General features: G+C 69.6%; 16 protein-coding genes. 10 read left to right on the forward strand and 6 right to left on the reverse strand.

Going from position 1 to position 16,993, the window contains the following annotated elements:
- The first annotated feature begins 24 nt into the window (after positions 1 to 24).
- Positions 25 to 1,017 carry a phosphotransacetylase gene (locus ACIBTM_RS32365; RefSeq protein ID WP_395880945.1) on the forward strand — a complete coding sequence of 331 codons (993 nt, stop codon included), beginning with the start codon at positions 25 to 27 and terminating at the stop codon, positions 1,015 to 1,017.
- Here ACIBTM_RS32365 and ACIBTM_RS32370 read toward each other — a convergent pair.
- Positions 995 to 1,990, reverse strand: coding sequence for a YeiH family protein (locus ACIBTM_RS32370; protein WP_395880946.1), 996 nt, complete (start codon positions 1,988 to 1,990; stop codon positions 995 to 997). The two genes, ACIBTM_RS32365 and ACIBTM_RS32370, sit on opposite strands and share 23 nt — an antisense overlap.
- A gap of 72 nt (positions 1,991 to 2,062) precedes the next feature.
- On the opposite strand from ACIBTM_RS32370, the gene ACIBTM_RS32375 reads away from it, so the two are divergent.
- Both ACIBTM_RS32375 and ACIBTM_RS32380 read left to right on the forward strand, forming a co-directional pair.
- Positions 2,063 to 2,956, forward strand: coding sequence for a LysR substrate-binding domain-containing protein (locus ACIBTM_RS32375; RefSeq protein WP_395880997.1), 894 nt, complete (start codon positions 2,063 to 2,065; stop codon positions 2,954 to 2,956).
- A 188-nt stretch (positions 2,957 to 3,144) separates the two neighbouring features.
- The gene (locus ACIBTM_RS32380; protein ID WP_395880998.1) at positions 3,145 to 4,527 is read left to right on the forward strand and encodes an amino acid permease; all 1,383 of its coding nucleotides are present in this window, start codon (positions 3,145 to 3,147) and stop codon (positions 4,525 to 4,527) included.
- A gap of 66 nt (positions 4,528 to 4,593) precedes the next feature.
- Here the strand turns inward: ACIBTM_RS32380 and ACIBTM_RS32385 are convergent, their stop codons facing one another.
- Positions 4,594 to 5,502, reverse strand: a complete 909-nt coding sequence (locus ACIBTM_RS32385; protein ID WP_395880947.1) for an RNA polymerase sigma-70 factor — start codon at positions 5,500 to 5,502, stop codon at positions 4,594 to 4,596.
- Positions 5,503 to 5,670: 168 nt separating this feature from the next.
- Between ACIBTM_RS32385 and ACIBTM_RS32390 the strand changes: the two genes are divergently transcribed.
- Together ACIBTM_RS32390 and ACIBTM_RS32395 are read left to right on the forward strand one after the other, a co-directional pair.
- Positions 5,671 to 6,429 carry an SDR family oxidoreductase gene (locus ACIBTM_RS32390; protein ID WP_395880948.1) on the forward strand — a complete coding sequence of 253 codons (759 nt, stop codon included), beginning with the start codon at positions 5,671 to 5,673 and terminating at the stop codon, positions 6,427 to 6,429.
- A 9-nt stretch (positions 6,430 to 6,438) separates the two neighbouring features.
- A complete protein-coding gene (locus ACIBTM_RS32395) occupies positions 6,439 to 7,503 on the forward strand; it encodes a DUF6348 family protein (RefSeq protein WP_395880949.1) in 1,065 nt (354 codons plus the stop codon).
- Here the strand turns inward: ACIBTM_RS32395 and ACIBTM_RS32400 are convergent.
- Positions 7,500 to 8,834, reverse strand: a complete 1,335-nt coding sequence (locus ACIBTM_RS32400; protein ID WP_395880950.1) for an MFS transporter — start codon at positions 8,832 to 8,834, stop codon at positions 7,500 to 7,502. The genes ACIBTM_RS32395 and ACIBTM_RS32400 overlap by 4 nt on opposite strands.
- Before the next feature lie 206 nt (positions 8,835 to 9,040).
- Between ACIBTM_RS32400 and ACIBTM_RS32405 the strand changes: the two genes are divergently transcribed.
- Positions 9,041 to 9,607: a dihydrofolate reductase family protein gene (locus ACIBTM_RS32405; protein ID WP_395880951.1), complete on the forward strand. Its 567-nt coding sequence runs from the start codon at positions 9,041 to 9,043 to the stop codon at positions 9,605 to 9,607.
- 103 nt (positions 9,608 to 9,710) lie between these two features.
- Here the strand turns inward: ACIBTM_RS32405 and ACIBTM_RS32410 are convergent, their stop codons facing one another.
- The 3 genes from ACIBTM_RS32410 to ACIBTM_RS32420 all read right to left on the reverse strand — a co-directional run bounded on the left by ACIBTM_RS32410 (position 9,711) and on the right by ACIBTM_RS32420 (position 12,531).
- Positions 9,711 to 10,175 carry a MaoC family dehydratase gene (locus ACIBTM_RS32410; RefSeq protein ID WP_395880952.1) on the reverse strand — a complete coding sequence of 155 codons (465 nt, stop codon included), beginning with the start codon at positions 10,173 to 10,175 and terminating at the stop codon, positions 9,711 to 9,713.
- A complete protein-coding gene (locus ACIBTM_RS32415) occupies positions 10,172 to 11,488 on the reverse strand; it encodes an MFS transporter (protein WP_395880953.1) in 1,317 nt (438 codons plus the stop codon). The genes ACIBTM_RS32410 and ACIBTM_RS32415 overlap by 4 nt, the downstream gene beginning before the upstream one ends.
- Positions 11,489 to 11,625: 137 nt before the next feature.
- Positions 11,626 to 12,531 carry a LysR family transcriptional regulator gene (locus tag ACIBTM_RS32420; RefSeq protein ID WP_395880954.1) on the reverse strand — a complete coding sequence of 302 codons (906 nt, stop codon included), beginning with the start codon at positions 12,529 to 12,531 and terminating at the stop codon, positions 11,626 to 11,628.
- A gap of 109 nt (positions 12,532 to 12,640) precedes the next feature.
- On the opposite strand from ACIBTM_RS32420, the gene ACIBTM_RS32425 reads away from it, so the two are divergent.
- From ACIBTM_RS32425 to ACIBTM_RS32440, 4 genes are read left to right on the forward strand one after another with little or no spacing between them, the layout of a single operon-like run.
- Entirely contained in the window at positions 12,641 to 13,552 is a 912-nt protein-coding gene (locus ACIBTM_RS32425; protein WP_395880999.1) for a CoA transferase subunit A, read from the forward strand.
- The gene (locus tag ACIBTM_RS32430) at positions 13,549 to 14,325 is read left to right on the forward strand and encodes a CoA-transferase subunit beta (protein WP_395880955.1); all 777 of its coding nucleotides are present in this window, start codon (positions 13,549 to 13,551) and stop codon (positions 14,323 to 14,325) included. Before ACIBTM_RS32425 ends, ACIBTM_RS32430 begins: the two co-directional genes overlap by 4 nt.
- A gap of 9 nt (positions 14,326 to 14,334) precedes the next feature.
- Positions 14,335 to 15,831 (forward strand): 3-hydroxyacyl-CoA dehydrogenase, encoded by a 1,497-nt coding sequence (locus ACIBTM_RS32435; RefSeq protein ID WP_395880956.1) that lies wholly within the window; start codon positions 14,335 to 14,337, stop codon positions 15,829 to 15,831.
- The gene (locus ACIBTM_RS32440; RefSeq protein ID WP_395880957.1) at positions 15,828 to 16,988 is read left to right on the forward strand and encodes an acyl-CoA dehydrogenase family protein; all 1,161 of its coding nucleotides are present in this window, start codon (positions 15,828 to 15,830) and stop codon (positions 16,986 to 16,988) included. Before ACIBTM_RS32435 ends, ACIBTM_RS32440 begins: the two co-directional genes overlap by 4 nt.
- Positions 16,989 to 16,993 lie beyond the last annotated feature (5 nt).

The raw sequence follows: 16,993 nt of genomic DNA on the forward strand, positions 1-16,993 counted from the left end.
CGCTTCGTACGTGGAGGTACTTCGATGAGCCTGACCACCGAGGTCACGCCGGACGCGACGCTCGGCAGATGGCGGAAGGCGTTACGCGGCCGGAATCTCCGCGTCGCGTTGCCGGACGGCGACGACGACCGCGCCGTCCGGGCCGCACTGGCGCTCCGGGACGAAGGTGTCGTGCGGCCGTTGCTCTTCGGCGATGGGGCGCGCCTTCGCGCGGCAGGGGCCACGGACGACTTGATCGTGGACGTCACGGACGCTCTCGCCGACGAACGGACCCAGGCCGCCTTGGCCGCGGGCTTCGAACGGCACCCGGAAAAGCTCGCCGCCGCCCGGCGCGATCCGGTGTTCGTGGCGGCCGCCGCCTTGAGGGCGGGCATCGTGGACGCCTGCGTCGCCGGGGCGACCCGGCCGACCGCCGACGTCCTGCGCGCGGGGCTGCGGGTCGTGGGGCTCGCCCCGGATGTGTCCACTTTGAGCAGTTGCTTCCTGTTGCTGCTTCCGGACGGGCGACGGCTGACCTTTTCGGACTGTGCGGTGGTGCCCGAGCCGGGCGCGGCGCAGCTGGCGGACATCGCCCTCGCCGCCGCGGCGACCCACCGTGGCCTGACCGGCGAGGACCCCGCGGTCGCCATGCTGTCGTTCAGCACGCAAGGGAGTGCCGACCATCAGCGGGTCGAGGTGGTCCGCGAGGCGACTTCGCTGGTGCGGCAGCGGGAACCCGGGCTGCCCGTGGACGGCGAGCTGCAGTTCGACGCCGCGCTGGTGGCGTCGATCGCGGCGGCCAAGGCGCCCGGGTCCGCGGTCGCCGGCCGCGCCAACGTTCTCGTGTTCCCGAATCTGGACGCGGGCAACATCGGCTACAAGATCGCCGAACGGCTCGGGGGCGCCGTCGCGCTCGGCCCGATCCTCCAGGGGCTCGCGGCGCCGCTCAACGACCTTTCCCGCGGCTGCTCGGCGTCCGACATCGAGACGCTCGCGCTCTTGACCGCCGTTCAAGCTAGCCGAGGAGGGCGAGGGTGACGTAGGCGATGGTACCGACGAGCAGCGTGGAGAGCAGGCCGAGCAGCAGCGCCCGGCCGCCGGTGCGGACCAGGGTGCCGATCCGGACCGCGCAGCCCAGCCCGAAGAGCGCTCCCGCCAGCAGCAGCGTGCAGACCACCTTGGCGACGTCGAGCGCCACGCCGGGCAGGATCCCGGTGCTCCGCACCACCACCATCGCCAGGAAACCGAGGACGAACAGTGGGACCAGCGGAGCGCGCTTCCCGGCGGCGGACGGGCGGCGCCGTCGTTCGTGCACGCTGACCGCGGCGACCATCGGTGCCAGCAGGACGACACGGCTCAGCTTGACCACCACGGCGACCGCGACGGCGGCGGTCCCGGCCGGGGTGGCGGCCGCGACGACCTGGGCGACTTCGTGCACGCTCAACCCGGCCCAGCCGCCGATCCGCAGCGCGTCCATCCCCAGCCGGCCGCCGATGAGCGGGACCGCCGCGATCGCCAGGCCGCCGTAGAAGGTGACCAGTGCGACCGCGGTCGCGACGTCGGAGTCCTCCCGCTCGACGACCCCTTCCATCGCCGCGATCGCCGACGCGCCGCAGATCGAGAAACCGGTCGCGACCAGCATCGCGAGCCCGCGCGGAACACCGATCAGCCTGCCGAGCCCGATCGTGCCGAGGAACGTGAGGCCGACCGTCAGCACCACCGCGAGCAGTGTGCCGGGACCGAGGGAAAGCACCGAAGGGAGCGCGAGTTGCAGACCGAGAAGAACGACACCGGCACGCAGGAGCTTCTTCGTCACCTTCGCGATCGCTTGCCGGGTGCCGTCCGAGAGCACCGGCAGCGAGCCGGCGAGCACCCCGAGCACGACCGCGAGAGTGAGCGCGCTCAGCACGGGAACGGCGGTGCTCAGCAGGTAGGCGACGACCACGCCGAGGGCGGTGACGGCCAGACCGGTGAGGTGCGGCTTCGTTCGCCGCGAAGACGTGGTGCTCATATCGACGAGCGTCGTCCGGAAAGGGCAGGGGCGGTAGCCGGGAAAACGGCGGATAGGTCATGCACCTTGGCTATGACGGCGCCGGAACTGGACACCTTGCGCCTGCTCGTCCTCGTCGGCGAACTGGGCAGCATCGGTCAGGCCGCGATCATCCTCGGGATGACACGGCCGTCGGCGGGCAAGCGACTGTCCTTTATGGAACGCAGGCTGGGCCTGGTGCTGGTGGACCGGACGCGTCGTGGTTCCGCGCTCACCCCGGACGGCCGGGCGATCGCGGGCCGGGCACAGCGCGTGCTCGCCGAACTCGACGGACTGCTCGACGGCGCCCGAACCCTGCGGACCCGGCACGAGGCCGGACTCCGGATCGCGGCGAGCATGACGCCGGCCGAGCATCTGGCCCCGCGCTGGATCGGCGAGCTCAACCGCGCCCACCCAGGCCTCCAGCTCGGCCTGGAGGTCACGAACTCGGATCGGGTCGCCGAGCTGGCCCGCGACGGCAAGGTCGACATCGGTTTCGTCGAATCACCCGGTCCCTTCGCCGGACTCACGTCCCGGAAGGTCGCCGTGGACCATCTGGTGGTCGTGGTCGCCCGCACTCATCCTTGGGCGTGCGAACGCCGTCCGCTGACCCCGGCGGAGCTGGCGAACACGCCGCTCGTGGTGCGGGAACACGGCTCCGGAACCAGAAAGACGGTCGACGCCGCGTTGCGCAAGGCCGGCGTTGGGCCGGTGAAACCGTTGCTGGAACTGGGTTCCGCCTCCGCCGTCCGCAACGCCGTGGTCGCGGGCGCCGGCCCAGCCGTGATCAGCGTCTTGGACGTCGCGGACCACGAGCTCGTGCCCGTCGCGGTGGAGAGTGTCGACTTCGGACGGGTGCTGCGCGCGGTCTGGCCCGAGGGACGGCGCCTCACCGGTCCGGCGGCGGAGCTGCTGGCCTTGGCCGTGCGCCACCCGCACCGAGGGTGATCTGGACCCCTTTCCCACATCGTAACTGGCACTCGCCCCTGGCCCGACTTGTTCCTACGGTGACCGGAACCACAATGGAGCTCCCAGCGCCACCGCTCCGGCGGTGCGTGCGAGAAGGAGGAGACGTGACTTCAACGTCCGGCCCGGCACAGAGCAGCGGCCTGAAACCAGGGCTCAAACAGCGACATATGAACCTGATCGCCCTCGGCGGCGTCATCGGAGCCGGGCTGTTCGTCGGCAGCGGCGTGGTCATCCAATCGGCGGGCCCGGCGGCGGTGGTGTCGTTCCTCATCGCAGGCCTGATCACCGTGCTCATCATGCGCATGCTCGCGGAGATGACGATCGCCAAACCCGCGCTCGGGTCGTTCTACGTCTACGCCAGGGAGGCGCTCGGCAACCGCGCGGGCTTCGCCGTCGGCTGGATGTATTGGTACTTCTTCGTCATCGTCGTGGCGGTCGAAGCCGTCGCGGGCGGCCGGATCCTGCAGCTGTGGGTACCCGACGTGCCACTGTGGGTGCTCAGTCTCGGTCTGCTCCTGATCCTCACCGGTACCAATATGGTCTCGGCACGGTCCTATGGCGAGTTCGAGTACTGGTTCTCTTCGATCAAGGTCGTCGCGATCGTCGTGTTCCTGGTCGTCGGCGCCCTGTACCTGTTCGGTTTCTGGCCGGGTGCCCACGGCGGCTTGACGAATCTGGTGTCCCACGGCGGGTTCGCGCCACTCGGGATCGGTGCGGTGCTCGCGGCGGTGGTGCCGTGCATCGGTTTCTACACCGGCGCGGAGATCGTCACCATCGCCGCCGCCGAGTCCGCGGAGCCGAAGAAGGCGATCGCGAAGGCCATGCGCTCGATCATCTTCCGCGTGGTGCTGTTCTACGTCGGTTCCGTGTTCCTCGTCGTCGCGATCAAGTCCTGGGACGATCCGGCGACCGCGGTCAGCCCGTACGCGGCGGTGCTGGAGGTGCTCGGCATCCCGGCCGTGGCGACGATCATGAACGCGATCGTCCTGACCGCGGTGCTCTCGTGCCTGAACTCGGCCCTGTACACCTCGTCGCGGATGCTGTTCGCGCTCACCAGCAACGGCGACGCGCCGAAGGCGTTCACCCGGCTTTCCGGCAGCGGTGTGCCGCGGCGCGCGATCCTGGCCGGGACGGTCATCGGCTATGTCTCGGTCATCGCCGCCTACACCTCGCCGGACCTGATCTTCCAGTTCCTGGTCAACTCCTACGGCGCCGTCGCGCTGTTCGTGTACCTCTCCATCGCGCTCGCGCAGGTGCGGCTCCGCCGTCGGCTGGAGCGGGAGGATCCGGACAAGCTGTCGCTCAAGATGTGGCTGTTCCCGTGGCTGAGCTACGCGACCATCGCGCTGATGGGCGGCGTGATCCTGGCGATGGCGCTGCTGCCGTCGACCCGCTCGCAGTTCTGGCTCAGCGCCGTGACGCTCGCGCTGATCCTTGTCGGGTTCGAAATCCGCAGGCGGCGCGGCAAGCCGGCGGCGACCGTTCCGGCCGTGCCCGTCGATCCCGTTCCGGACGACCCCAAGCGCGCCCCGGCAACCGTCCGGGAGTGACTTGGACGGGCGGAAAGCGTCCTTCACCGCATCTGGTGCGGTGAAGGACGCTTTCCGCCCGGCGGATTATCGGCTCACGGTGATTTCCCTTGTCACGCTTGAGAGTTTCTCGGGATTGCGGACGTGGTAGGCGCCGGTGACGTAGCCGTTTTCGACCCGCACCGCCAGCACGCCGTCGATCTCCCCGCCGACCCGGATCAGCAGGCCGGGGCCGCCGTTGACCTGTACCGGTTCGACTGTCCTTTCCGCCTCGCGTTTCCACCAACCGACGGCCAGCAGGCGAGCCACCTCGTCCGCGCCCACGATCGGCCGCGGCAGGGCGTGCTTGACCCCGCCTCCGTCGCTGAGGGCGACGACGTCCGGCGCGAGGATGTCGAGCAGGCCCTGCAGGTCGCCGGTTTCCACCGCGGCTTGGAACGCCTGTAGCGCGGCACGATGCTCAGCCGGGGTTCCGGTGCCACGTGGTCTGCGCGCGGCGACGTGGGCCCGCGCCCGATGGGCGATCTGGCGTACGGCGGCGGGCGTCTTGTCGACGGCTTGGGCGATTTCGCCGTAGTCGACGGCGAAAACCTCCCGTAATACGAAGACCGCCCGCTCGGTCGGCGCGAGTGTCTCCAGTACGAGCAGCATCGCCATCGAAACGTTCGCGGCCAGTTCCACGTCCTCGGCCACGTCCGGTGTGGTCAGCAGCGGCTCGGGCAGCCACGGGCCGAAGTAGGACTCCTTGCGCCTGCCGAGTGTCCGCAGTCGTTTGAGCGCCTGACGGGTGGTGATCCGGACCAGGAACGCGCGCGGGTCCAGCACCGTGTCGAGCGCGACGCCCGACCAGCGCAGCCAGGTCTCCTGCAGGACGTCCTCGGCGTCGGTGGCCGAGCCGAGCATCTCGTAGGCCACCGTGAACAGCAGATTGCGATGGGTCACGAACGTTTCGGTCGCCGGGTCCAGGGTGCCGGGTCGCTCGTCCCGTTCGCTCATCGCTGCTTCCCACCTGCTCATGTCGGATCGTGTTCCGCCCCTACGATCCCGGCCACCGCCGGTTTGTGACACCGGGGAGAGGTGGCCTGCGCCACACGGCGGACTTGTCACATCGGGCCGGTCGCCGGGATCTCTTGCTCGACACCACGGACAAGAAAGGCATGGAACATGAGCAAGTTCGCAGTGGCGGGAGCGACCGGGCGGCTGGGACGGCACGTCGTCGACGTCCTCACCGAACGCGCGCACGAAGTCGTCCCGATGTCCCGGGCCACCGGCGTGGACATCATCACCGGTGAGGGCCTCGCCGAGGCGCTCACCGGGGTGGACGTCATCATCGACGTCGCTTCGTGGCACGCCTCCGACCAGGAGGCGGCGACGGAGTTCTTCCGTACCTCGGCCCGCAATCTGCACGAGGAAGGCAGGCGGGCCGGAGCCACGCTGATCGCCGCGGCGTCCATCATCGGCGTCGACAACGCCACCACCGGTTTCCTTGCCGCCAAGAAGGAGCACGAGAAGTTCCTCGCGTCCGGGCCGATTCCGGTTCGTCTTCTGCGGGCGGCTCAGTTCCACGAGTTCGTGCTTCAGCTCCTGGACTGGCGGCGGGACGACGTCGCTTATGTTCCCGCCCTGCCCACTCAGCTCGTGGCCTGCCGCGCCGTGGCCGAGGAACTGGCCGATCTGGCGGCCGCCCCGGCCGCACCGGGAACTCCGATTCCCGAGATCGCCGGACCACGCAGGGAGATCATGGCGGAGGCGGCCCGGCTCGCCGGCGCCGCCCGGGGGATCGAGGTCGTCGGCATCGACGGGGCGGACGTGCCGGACGGCGAGATCGCCGCCAACGGCGGGTTCCTGCCCGGCCCGCACGCCAAGCTGGCCGGCCCGACCTTCCGGGAATGGCTCGAAACGCCACCTGGGCTTCTCCCATAGACTTCGCCGGTGATCGCATCATGGGGGCTCGATGCCGCGCTCGAAGTCGGGATCGCCGCGTTCTGCGCGGGCGAAGAACCGCCGAGCGACGACCTGTTCTGGGAACGGCTGACCGGCGCGGGAGTCGAGCCGTGGCTGGCCGAGCGGCTGCTGGTCTTCCTGCCGATGGCCTACGTCCGGCGGCTGCTGCCGGACGTCACGTATCCGGACGCCGTGCGCGACTCCCGCGGGAAGGTCCTCCTCGCGCAGGAGCCGGTCTTCGTGGCGGCGTTCGATCGCGCCCAGTACGCGAGCCGTGCGGAATTCGAGCGGATCGCGTTTCGCAGCAGCACGTTCGCCGTGATCAACGAGGCGCTGAACGCCGGATCGCGGCTCGCGGACCTGGAGCTCGGTGAACCCGTGCTGTTCAAGGACCTGGAGCCGGCCGTCGAAGGCGACGGCGGTGTGCCTTCGCCGCAAGCGGTGTTCGAGGCTTTGCTTCGCGAGCACGGCATCCCGCTGGGCGGGGACACTCGTGTCGATACGAAACTCGTCGTGCATCCCGCCCCGGAAGGCGTGGTGATGGCTCAGGTCGACTTCGCCGTGTCGCATCCCGCGCTGGCCGGGCAGTGGCTGGTCGAGAGTTTCGCGGGGCACGGCACCACTTGGTGTGAGGCGATCGGCCGCGCGGTGAACACGTTCAGCCTCGGTGCGTTGCATCCGATCGTCGACGGGTTGCTGCTTCCCGGCGCCGCGGCCGATCAGGTCGAGCGCGAGCGGTACGACCATCCGGACGGTGCGTTCGAACTGGTGCTGGGCGCGCAGATCAACCTATTCGCCGAGACCGTGCCTTCCGTCGAACCGCTGCTCGACCGGTTGCTGGAAGCGTTGCGCGCGGAAAAGCTCAGCCGGAAGGTGCACGGGCTCCGGTTGTTCGTCGCGCACAACGACGGCGTGTTGCTGAACAACGAAGTCCTCTTGGACAGCCGACCATGGTCCGGCGGCGAGGCTGTGGTGGCGGATCACCCGGCGCTGGTCGCCGAGGGACGGGTCGCGACGCGGGTGTTCGGGCTGCTCGTGCCCCTCGACGTCTAGTTCAGGTCGGTTCCACGGGTTTCGGCGCTGAGGAGCAGAGCGATGAGGGTGACGGCGATCGTGCCCACGAGGTACAGCACGACCGCCGTGGGGCCCTGCTTTTCGACCAGCCACACGGCGATGAGCGGCGCGGGCGCACCGGCGATGATCGAAGATCCCTGGAACACGAGGGAAGCCCCGGCGAAACGGCGGCGCGTCGGGAACAGTTCGGCGATCCAAGCGGCTTCCGGCCCGGCGAGGAGGCCGTGCAGCGCCGCGCCGACACCGACGCCGAGATAGAGCAGAGGCAGCGCGTCGGCCTGGACGATCGCGAAGAAGACCGGTGCCCAGACCGCGAGGCCGAGCGCGGGGACCAGCATCGCGGTGCGCCGCCCGACGCGGTCGGACCAATGGCCGCCGGCCAGCATCCCCGCGAATTGCAGCAGCGACCCGATGGCGACGGCGAGGAGCACGTCGGACTTGTCGTAGCCGAAAGTCTTTGTGGCATAAGCGACCACGAAGACGGTGTAGACGTAGAAGGCCACGTTTTCGCCCAGCCGCACGCCGAGACCGCGCAGGACGGGACCGGGGTGGGCGAGCGTTTCGAGGATGCTCGACCGCTCGCGGACGGTGCCCGCGGACGCCGTGGCCCGTGCCTGTGCTTCCTGGAACACCGGGGATTCGTCGACGCGCCGCCGGATCCAGAAGCCGATGACCAGGAGCGGGATCGCGAACAGGAACCCGACACGCCAGCCCCACTGGTCGAAGGCGCTGTCGGGGAGTATCAAGGCGATCCCGCCGACCACCGCCGTGGCCAGCACCGTGCCCAGAGGTGCGCCCGCCTGCGGCCACGCCGACCAGAATCCGCGCCGTTTCGGGCTCCCGTATTCGCTGACCATCAGCACCGCCGCGCCGAACTCGCCGCCGAGGGCGAACCCCTGGATCAGCCTCAGCACGACGAGCGAGATCGTCGCCCCGATGCCGACCTGAGAGTAGGTGGGGAGCAGTCCGATCGCGGAGGTCGACAACCCGAGTAACAGGAAAGTGGTCACCAGCATGGGTTTGCGCCCGAGGCGGTCGCCGAGATGCCCGAAGACGATGCCGCCGATCGGGCGTGCGACGAAGCCGAGCCCCTGCGTCGCCAGCGCGAGCAGCAACTGGGCGAATCCGTTGCCGCCGGGGAAGAACAGCGGGCCGAGCACGGTGGCAGCCAGGATTCCGTAGAGCGCGAAGTCGTACCACTCGAGCACGGCGCCCGCGGTACTGCCCGCCAGGACTCGCCGGAACGCGGACCGGCTGACCCCGCCGGACCTCGAATCGGCCGTTTCGCGCGAGGCGGGCACGTTCGTCACTTTCGCTCCTCGTCGTCGGCCGGTTCAGGCGAGGTGTCCGATAATCGGACGGCCCGGGACGTTATTCGGACACGTAGGAACATAGACCGCACCGGCCGGATCGCGCAATCAATCCGATGGGCTGATGTCGAGGCGGCCGTGACGGCTCCGACTCTTCCGTGAAAGCGCCCGGACAGCGGCGCTACTGAGGCGAAGGAGGCCTTGCGATGAGCAAGGTGGTGCTGGATGTGTCGATGTCGCTGGACGGTTTCACCGCCGGGCCGAACGTGCGGGCCGAGGAACCGATGGGGGACGGCGGTGAACGGCTGCACGAGTGGATGGCCGGGGAGGGGCACGACGCCCGTGCCTTCGAGGAGGTGAACGCGATCGTCGGGGCCACGGTGATCGGGCGGCGCACCTTCGACCTCGGTCTGCGGCCGTGGGGCGGCACTCCGTGGCCGGGAATCCCGAGTTTCGTGGTCACGCATCGGATCAGGGAAGACCTCCTCGGCGACAACGGCGGGACGTTCGCCTTCGACGGACTGGAAGCCGCGGTCCGGCGCGCCAAGGACGCCGCGGGGGAGAAGGATGTCCTGGTGCTGGGCGCGGACGTCGCCGGGCAGTTGCTCGGCGCGGGCCTGCTCGACGAGGTCCACCTCCACCTTGCCCCCGTGCTGCTGGGGCAGGGGACCGGCCTGTTCGCCGGGCGCTTGGGCGAGTTGATCCCGGAGGGCGAGCCTGTCACGGGGGTGGCCACTCACCTACGTTTTCGTGTCGGGCGGAGTGCTGCGTGACTGGTGCACCGGACCTGAAGCTGAGGTACGTGAAGGCCCCCTTCCTGTACTTAGGCGCAAGGATGGGGGCCTTCATGTGCTTGGGAGCCGGGGAGCCCGGGGATCAACCTGCCGCCGGGTAGTAACGCGTGACCGACTCCGCGACGCAAGCGGGCTTTCCCGAACCGTCCAGCTCGAAGGTGAACGCGCGCACCATCTGCACACCGCCGCGCGGCACGGCCGCCACCTCCGGCACCGTCGCGTGCAACCGCACCCGGCCGCCGACCGGGACCGGCGCGGGGAACCGGACCTTGTTGAGCCCGTAGTTCAACGCCATGCCGACGCCGGTGACGCGCAGCAGTTCGGCGAACATCGGGATGCCCCAGCTCAACGTCAGGTAGCCGTGGGCGATCGTGCCGCCGAACGGCCCCGTCGCGGCGCGCACCGGGTCGGTGTGGATCCATTGGCCGTCACCGGAAACCTCGGCGAACGTGTCGATGACGTCCTGCGTCACCGTCCGCCAGGCCGACGTGCCGAGGTCGCGGCCTTCGAGAGCCAGGATCTCCTCGATACCGTTCGCGGTGATCACCGGGTCACCGCCGCGGCGGCGAGGGTGGGCTCGTCGGCGCGCTCGTCGTAGCTGGGCCGCTTCAGCAGGGCCAGCATGCAGCCGAGCGTCAGCAGGACCTGGAACACCGCGAACACGATCACGGCGGTGATGGAACCGGTGAGGTTGAGCAGGAACTGGCCCACGATCGGCGTCGTGCCACCGAGCAGCGTGCCGCACAGCTGGTAGCACAGCGAGATCCCGGTGTAGCGCACATGTGCGGGGAACCGGCTGGCGAGCATGCCCGCGAGCGCGGCGTAGTAGAGGCAGTGCGGCACGGTGGCGACGACGACGCCGACCATCGCCGATGTGTAGTCCCCGGTGCTGATCAGCAGGAACATCAGCGGCATCAGCACCAGTTCGGGCAGCAGCATCACCGACACCGCGCGGCGCCAGCTGGTCATCTTCGTGACGATCACCGCGCCCCACGGCTGCACCAGGATCTGGGTGATGTTGGCGACCAGGATGATGGTGAGGAAGGAGCTGCGGCTGAAGCCGATGTCCGACGTGGCCCACGACAGCGCGAAGGTCGACTTGAAGTAGGTGGCGGACAGGCCGATGGTGCAGGCGCCGATGCCGAGCACGATCAGCATCGGGTGGTTGCGGAGCACCTCGGTCAGCGGCAGTTTGGCGACCTTCTTGGTCTTGATCAGCCCTGCCATGGCCGGGGATTCGGTGACCTTCAGGCGGATGAACAGCCCGACGACGACCAGCAGCGCGGAGGCGAGGAACGGGATCCGCCAGCCCCAGCTGACGAACGCCGCGTCCGGCAGCTGGCTGATGGCGAGGAAGCTGACCGTGCTCAGCGTGTTGCCCACCGGCGAACCCTGTTGGGCGAAGGCGCCGTAGAGGATCGATTTCCCCTTGGGCGCGTGTTCGGAGGCGATGAGCACCGAACCGCCCCATTCGCCGCCGAGCCCGATGCCCTGGATCATCCGGATGAGCACCAGCAGGATCGGCGCGGCCACACCGATGGTCGCGTAACCGGGCAGCACGCCGATCAAGGTGGTCGAGATGCCCATCAGCAGCAGCGTGATGACCAGCGTCTTCTTGCGGCCGAGGCGGTCGCCGATATGGCCGAAGATGATCCCGCCGAGCGGCCTGGCGAGGAAGCCGACCCAGAAGGTCGCGAACGCGACCAGGGTTCCGATCGCCCCGTCGAGTTCGGGAAAGAAGACCTTGTCGAACACCAGCGCGGAGGCGGTGCCGTAGATGTAGAAGTCGAACCACTCGATGGTCGAGCCGATGAACGCCCCGATTCCCGCGCGTTTCGCGGTCGAATTCGCCGCACCCATGCCGTCTCCTTGGATCGCCGTTGTTCCCGGGCACGGCGACCCCCGGCGCCAACGTCCCTGTTCTGGCCGGAACGATGCCAGCCGTCACCGAGACACGTCCAATACCGAATAGGCCGGTCAGTAAGTGCCGTCACGTATCAATCGCCGATGGGGACGGGCGTGGGCAGCGCCTCCTCGGCGACGGCGAGCACGGTCCGCAGGGCGGCGGACGGGTTGTCGGCGCGCCAGGCCAAGGCGGCCTGCAGGCGCGTCGCCTTGCCGGCGAGGCGCCGGTAGACCAGTCCGGTCTGCTGGATGTGCTGGCAGGACGTGAGGGTCAGCGTCACCCCGACCCCGGCCGCCACCAGCGCGAGGATCGTGTACGAATCCGGCGCCTCCTGGACGACCTTCGGGGTGAACCCGCCTTCCGCGCAGGCCTTGACGGTGGCCTCTCGCACCGTCGAGCCCGCGTTCGCGGGGAAGCTGACGAAGACCTCGGAGGCCAGTTCCTCGATGGGGATACGCCGGCGCCCGGCCAGCCGATGATCCGAAGGCAGCGCGCAGATCAGCTCCTCCTCGTCGATCACCCTGGCCCGCACGCCCGGCTGGGTGACCGGCAGGCGGACGAAGCCGAGATCCAGCGAGCCGTCCGCGATGCGGTCGAGCGCCACGTTGGCGTACGTCTGTCCGCGCATCACCAGTTCGAGTCCCGGGTGCGCGGCCCGCACCGCCCTGGTCAGCAGCGGCAGCGACTCGTGGCTCGACGCCCCGGCGAAACCGACGGTGACCCGCCCGAACTCACCGCGGCCCGCGGCCTTCGCGGCGCGGGTGGCCAGGTCGAGGTCTTCCAGCACGGTGCGGGCGGGCGTGAGGAAGGATTCGCCCGCACTGGTGAGGCGTACGGACCGGGTGTTGCGCTCGAACAGCGCGACCCCGAGTTCGCGTTCGAGCTGGCGGATCTGCTGGCTCAGCGGGGGCTGGGCCATCTGCAGACGCTTCGCGGCGCGGCCGAAGTGCAGTTCCTCGGCCACCGCCAGGAAGGCGTTCAGATGACGGAACTCCATGTCGCACCTCGATTATTCTGAGCTGGATATCAATCTGACCTTAATTCGGTATTGGACTCTGCACAATGCCGCCTGGCACGGTGAATCCGTGACCGACAAGACCACCACGATGGCCGAGGCCATCGCCGCCTACGTGCGCGACGGCGACACCGTCGCGCTCGAAGGGTTCACGCATCTGATCCCGACCGCGGCGGGACACGAGATCATCCGGCAGGGCCACCGCGACCTCACCGTGGTCCGGATGACCGCGGACATCGTCGTGGACCAGATGCTGGCCGGCGGCTGTGTACGCAAACTGGTGTCCTCGTTCGTCGGCAACTCCTCGGCGGGCTCGCTCGGGGAACTCCGGCGGCGGATCGAGCGCGCCGACCCCGAACCGCTGGAGTTCGAGGAATACAGCCACTACGGCATGATCGGCCGCTATCTGGCCGGCGCGCAGCGATTGCCGTTCTACCCGGTGCGCTCGTACGCGGGCAGCGACCTGCCATCGGTCAACCCCGGTCTCCGCAAGGTGACCTCGCCCTACGACGACGGCGAGCAGATCTATGTGGTGCCGCCGGTCAACCCGGACGTGACGATCGTCCACGCCCAGCGGGCGGACCGGTCGGGGAACACCCAGGTCTGGGGTTTGACCGGCATCCAGGCCGAAGCCGTGTACGCGGCGAAGAAGGCCGTGGTGGTGGTCGAGGAGATCGTCGACGACGACGTGATCCGCCGGGATCCCAACCGCACGCTCATTCCCGCGCACGCCGTCGACGCCGTGGTGGCCTGTCCGCGCGGCGCGCACCCGTCGTTCGCCCAGGGCTACTACGACCGGGACAACGCCTTCTATCGCGGCTGGTCGGCGATCAGCGCGGATCCGGCGCGCCTGCGCGAGTGGCTGGGGGAGTGGGTGCTCGGCACCCGCGATCATGCGGAATACGTGGCGAAACTGGGAGAACGTCACTGGGCGGGCCTCGCCGTCGACGACGCGCTGAGCCTGCCGGTGAACTACGGGCGGCGACGGGAGAACGCACGATGAAGTCCACAATGGACACCGGAACGACCTCGTCCGAACTGCTCTCGGTGGTCGCTTCCCGCGAGCTGGCCGGGAAACGCACGGTGTTCGCCGGGATCGGCCTCCCGACGCTGGCCGCGTCGCTCGCCCATCTCACGGTCGCGCCCGATCTGGAGATCGTCTACGAGTCCGGGGTCTGCGGCGCGCATCCTTCGCAGCTGCCGGAGACCATCGCCGACGCCGTCCTGATCACCGGCGCCGAAGCGGTGCTGTCGATGCCCGCGCTGTTCGGCAACGTGCTGCAGGGCGGGCATATCGACGTCGGTTTCCTCGGTGCCGCGCAGATCGACCGGTGGGGGAATCTGAACTCGTCGGTGATCGGCGACTGGGCCGAGCCCGCGGTACGGCTGCCCGGCCCGGGCGGCGCGATGGAGGTGATGGCGAACTCCGGTGAGGTCTTCGTCGTGATGCGCCGCCACGACCCCAGGTCCTTTGTGGACGAACTGGACTTCTGCACCTCGCCCGGTCCCGATCGGGCTCTGGCCGACGGCATCCGGCCACTCGGCGCGGGTGTCACCAGGGTGATCACCGACCTCGGCATCCTCGCGCGGGCGGGTGCCGGCGAACCCCTGCGGCTGATCGCCGTCCACCCCGGCGTGACGGCCGACCAGGTGCGCGCCGCCACCGGCTGGCCGCTGGAGGTCGACGGCGACCTGGCCACGATCGAGCCACCCGCCGACGCCGAACTCCGGCGGCTGCGTGAAGAAGTCGACCCCGGTCGCGTCTACCTGCGTTGAGGAGTGAACATGCGGATCAGGGTCATCGGAACCGGTGTGATGGGCCGGGGGATCGCGCAGTGGGCGGCGACCGCGGGACACACCGTCGAACTCGCCGACGCGAGGCGTGAGGCTGTCGGCGAAGCGATCGGCTTCATCGAGGGTCTGCTCGACCGCGCGGTCGCCAAAGGACGGATGACGGAACCGGAGGCGGGCGAGGTCCTTGCCAGGCTCGTGCCGCTGGACGCGGTTTCGGCGCCGGGCGACGACGTGGACCTGGTGATCGAAGCCGTCCGTGAAGACCTGGACACCAAGGCCGCCCTCTTCAACGAGCTGGAAGCGGTGCTGCCACCCACGACGATCTTCGCGACGAACACCTCTTCGCTGCCGGTCACCCGGATCGCCGCGACATTGGCCGAGCCGTCGCGCCTGGCCGGATTGCACTTCTTCAACCCGGTGCCGTTGATGAAGATCGTCGAGGTCGTCCCGGGGGCGGCCACCCGGCCCGACATCCCGGGCACGCTGACCGACCTGGTGCGCGCTTCCGGGCATCGCGCGGTGACGGTCGCCGACACACCGGGCTTCCTGGTCAACCACGCGGGCCGCGGGCTGGTCACCGAGGCGTTCGCGCTGCTGGAGGATTCGGTCGCCGAGCCGGTGGTGATCGACCGGATCGCCCGCGACGTGCTCGGCCTGCGGATGGGGCCGTTCGAGCTGATGGACCTGACGGGGCTCGACGTGACGGCCGCCGTCATCGACTCGATCTGGACCGGGTTCCGGCATTCCGACCGGCTGCGGCCGTCGTTCCTCACCCCGAACCGGGTGGCCGCCGGGCTCTACGGCCGCAAGAGCGGGCGCGGTTTCTACGATCATCGCCCCGGCGCCGAGACCGCCGCCGAAGCACCGGTCACCGCCGTCAAGTGTCCACTGTGGATCACCGGAACCGGTGCGGACGCCGACGCCTTGCGCGCGGCCTTCCCGGAAGCGTTGCCGGAGCCCGCATCGGAGGCCGTCGTACTGGTGCCGACCTGGGGAACCACTGTCGCGGCCGCGATCGCGGCGCACGGGCTGCCCGCTTCCCGTACTTTCGGCGTGGACCCGCTTTCGCTGACCACGCGCCGCCGCGTGCTGGCCGTGACCCCGGCGTCGGATCCGGGCGCGGTCCAGGCCGCGGTCGGTGCGGTGGCGGCAGGCGCCGAGGCGGTGTCCGTGGTGCGTGACACCGCCGGTTCGGTCGCCCAGCGTCTGCTCGCCTCGATCGTCTCGGTCGCCGCGTCGATCGCGGAACGGTCGCTGGCTGCACCGGAGGACATCGACCTGGCCGTCACGGCCGCGCTCGGCTATCCGGCCGGGCCGCTCGCCTGGGGCGATCGGCTCGGCGCCGTCCGCCTGCTCGAACTCCAGAACCGGCTGCACGAGAGCACCGGCGACCCGCGGTACCGGCCGACGCGCTGGCTGCGGGAACGGGCCGAGCTCGGACTTCCCCTGACCACACCCGCCTACCCACTGGAGAAGGAAACACCGTGATATCAACGGATTTCGGCCTGACCGAGACGCAGCGCGACATCCGCGCCATGGCCGCGCGGTTCGTCGACGACGAGATCGCCCCGCGCGCGGCGGAATGGGATCGCGCCGAACAGGTCGATCGCGGCATCGTGAAACGCCTGGGAGAACTGGGCTTCCTCGGGCTGATGGTCCCGGAGGCCTACGGCGGTGTGGACGCGGACATGCTGTCCTACGTCCTGGTGACCGAGGAACTGGGGCGAGGCGACTCGGCGGTGCGCGGGATCGTGTCGGTATCGCTCGGGCTGGTCACCAAGACCATCGTCACGCACGGCACGGATGAACAGCGGGAGTACTGGCTGCCCCGACTCGTCAGCGGTGACGCGCTCGGCTGCTTCGCCCTCACCGAGCCGGGTACCGGTTCCGACGCGGCGTCGGTCAGCACCCGCGCCACCCGTGACGGAGGAGACTGGGTCCTCGACGGCGGAAAGATGTTCATCACCAACGGAACCTGGGCGCAGGTGGCGCTGACCTTCGCCCGGACCAGCGAGCGCGGCCTCACCGCCTTCCTGGTGCCGACCGATTCGCCGGGCCTGAGTGCGCGGGAGATCCACGGCAAGCTCGGCCTGCGCGGCCAGGCGACCGCGGAGCTGACCTTCGACGGTGTGCGGGTACCCGATTCGGCGCGGCTGGGCGAGGTGGACCGCGGTCTGGGCATCGCGCTGGGCGCGCTGTCCCGCGGCCGCGTCTCGGTCGCGGCCGGCGCTGTCGGACTGGCGCAGGCCGCGGTGGACGCCGCCGTGCGGTACTCCACCGAACGCACCCAGTTCGGCCGTCCGATCGCGTCGTTCCAGCTGGTGCAGGAACTGCTCGCCGATTCCGCGGTGGACGTACGGGCCGCCCGGCTGCTCACCCATCACGTGGCACGGATCGCCGATTCCGGTGTCTCGCCGAAGGATTACGCGACCGACGCGTCCATCGCGAAGTACCACGCGAGCGAAGCCGCGGTCCGCGTCAGCAACAACTGCCTCCAGGTCTTCGGCGGCTACGGGTTCATCGACGAGTTCCCGGTCGGGAAGTACCTGCGCGACGCCCGGGTGCTGACCCTCTACGAAGGCACCAGCCAGGTGCAGAAGCTCCTGATCGGCCGAGATCTCACCGGCGTCAACGCGATGCTCTGAGCGCG

Source organism: Amycolatopsis sp. NPDC049868 (genome assembly GCF_044461365.1).
Classification (GTDB): Bacteria; Actinomycetota; Actinomycetes; order Mycobacteriales; family Pseudonocardiaceae; genus Amycolatopsis.

What these genes read in the sequence shown, in the direction of transcription:
- ACIBTM_RS32365 (WP_395880945.1), top strand. Translation starts at nt 25, where the DNA reads ATGAGCCTGACCACCGAGGTCACGCCGGACGCGACGCTCGGCAGATGG.
- ACIBTM_RS32370 (WP_395880946.1), bottom strand. Translation starts at nt 1,990, where the DNA reads ATGAGCACCACGTCTTCGCGGCGAACGAAGCCGCACCTCACCGGTCTG.
- ACIBTM_RS32375 (WP_395880997.1), top strand. Translation starts at nt 2,063, where the DNA reads ATGACGGCGCCGGAACTGGACACCTTGCGCCTGCTCGTCCTCGTCGGC.
- ACIBTM_RS32380 (WP_395880998.1), top strand. Translation starts at nt 3,145, where the DNA reads ATGAACCTGATCGCCCTCGGCGGCGTCATCGGAGCCGGGCTGTTCGTC.
- ACIBTM_RS32385 (WP_395880947.1), bottom strand. Translation starts at nt 5,502, where the DNA reads ATGAGCGAACGGGACGAGCGACCCGGCACCCTGGACCCGGCGACCGAA.
- ACIBTM_RS32390 (WP_395880948.1), top strand. Translation starts at nt 5,671, where the DNA reads ATGAGCAAGTTCGCAGTGGCGGGAGCGACCGGGCGGCTGGGACGGCAC.
- ACIBTM_RS32405 (WP_395880951.1), top strand. Translation starts at nt 9,041, where the DNA reads ATGAGCAAGGTGGTGCTGGATGTGTCGATGTCGCTGGACGGTTTCACC.
- ACIBTM_RS32415 (WP_395880953.1), bottom strand. Translation starts at nt 11,488, where the DNA reads ATGGGTGCGGCGAATTCGACCGCGAAACGCGCGGGAATCGGGGCGTTC.
- ACIBTM_RS32420 (WP_395880954.1), bottom strand. Translation starts at nt 12,531, where the DNA reads ATGGAGTTCCGTCATCTGAACGCCTTCCTGGCGGTGGCCGAGGAACTG.
- ACIBTM_RS32425 (WP_395880999.1), top strand. Translation starts at nt 12,641, where the DNA reads ATGGCCGAGGCCATCGCCGCCTACGTGCGCGACGGCGACACCGTCGCG.
- ACIBTM_RS32430 (WP_395880955.1), top strand. Translation starts at nt 13,549, where the DNA reads ATGAAGTCCACAATGGACACCGGAACGACCTCGTCCGAACTGCTCTCG.
- ACIBTM_RS32435 (WP_395880956.1), top strand. Translation starts at nt 14,335, where the DNA reads ATGCGGATCAGGGTCATCGGAACCGGTGTGATGGGCCGGGGGATCGCG.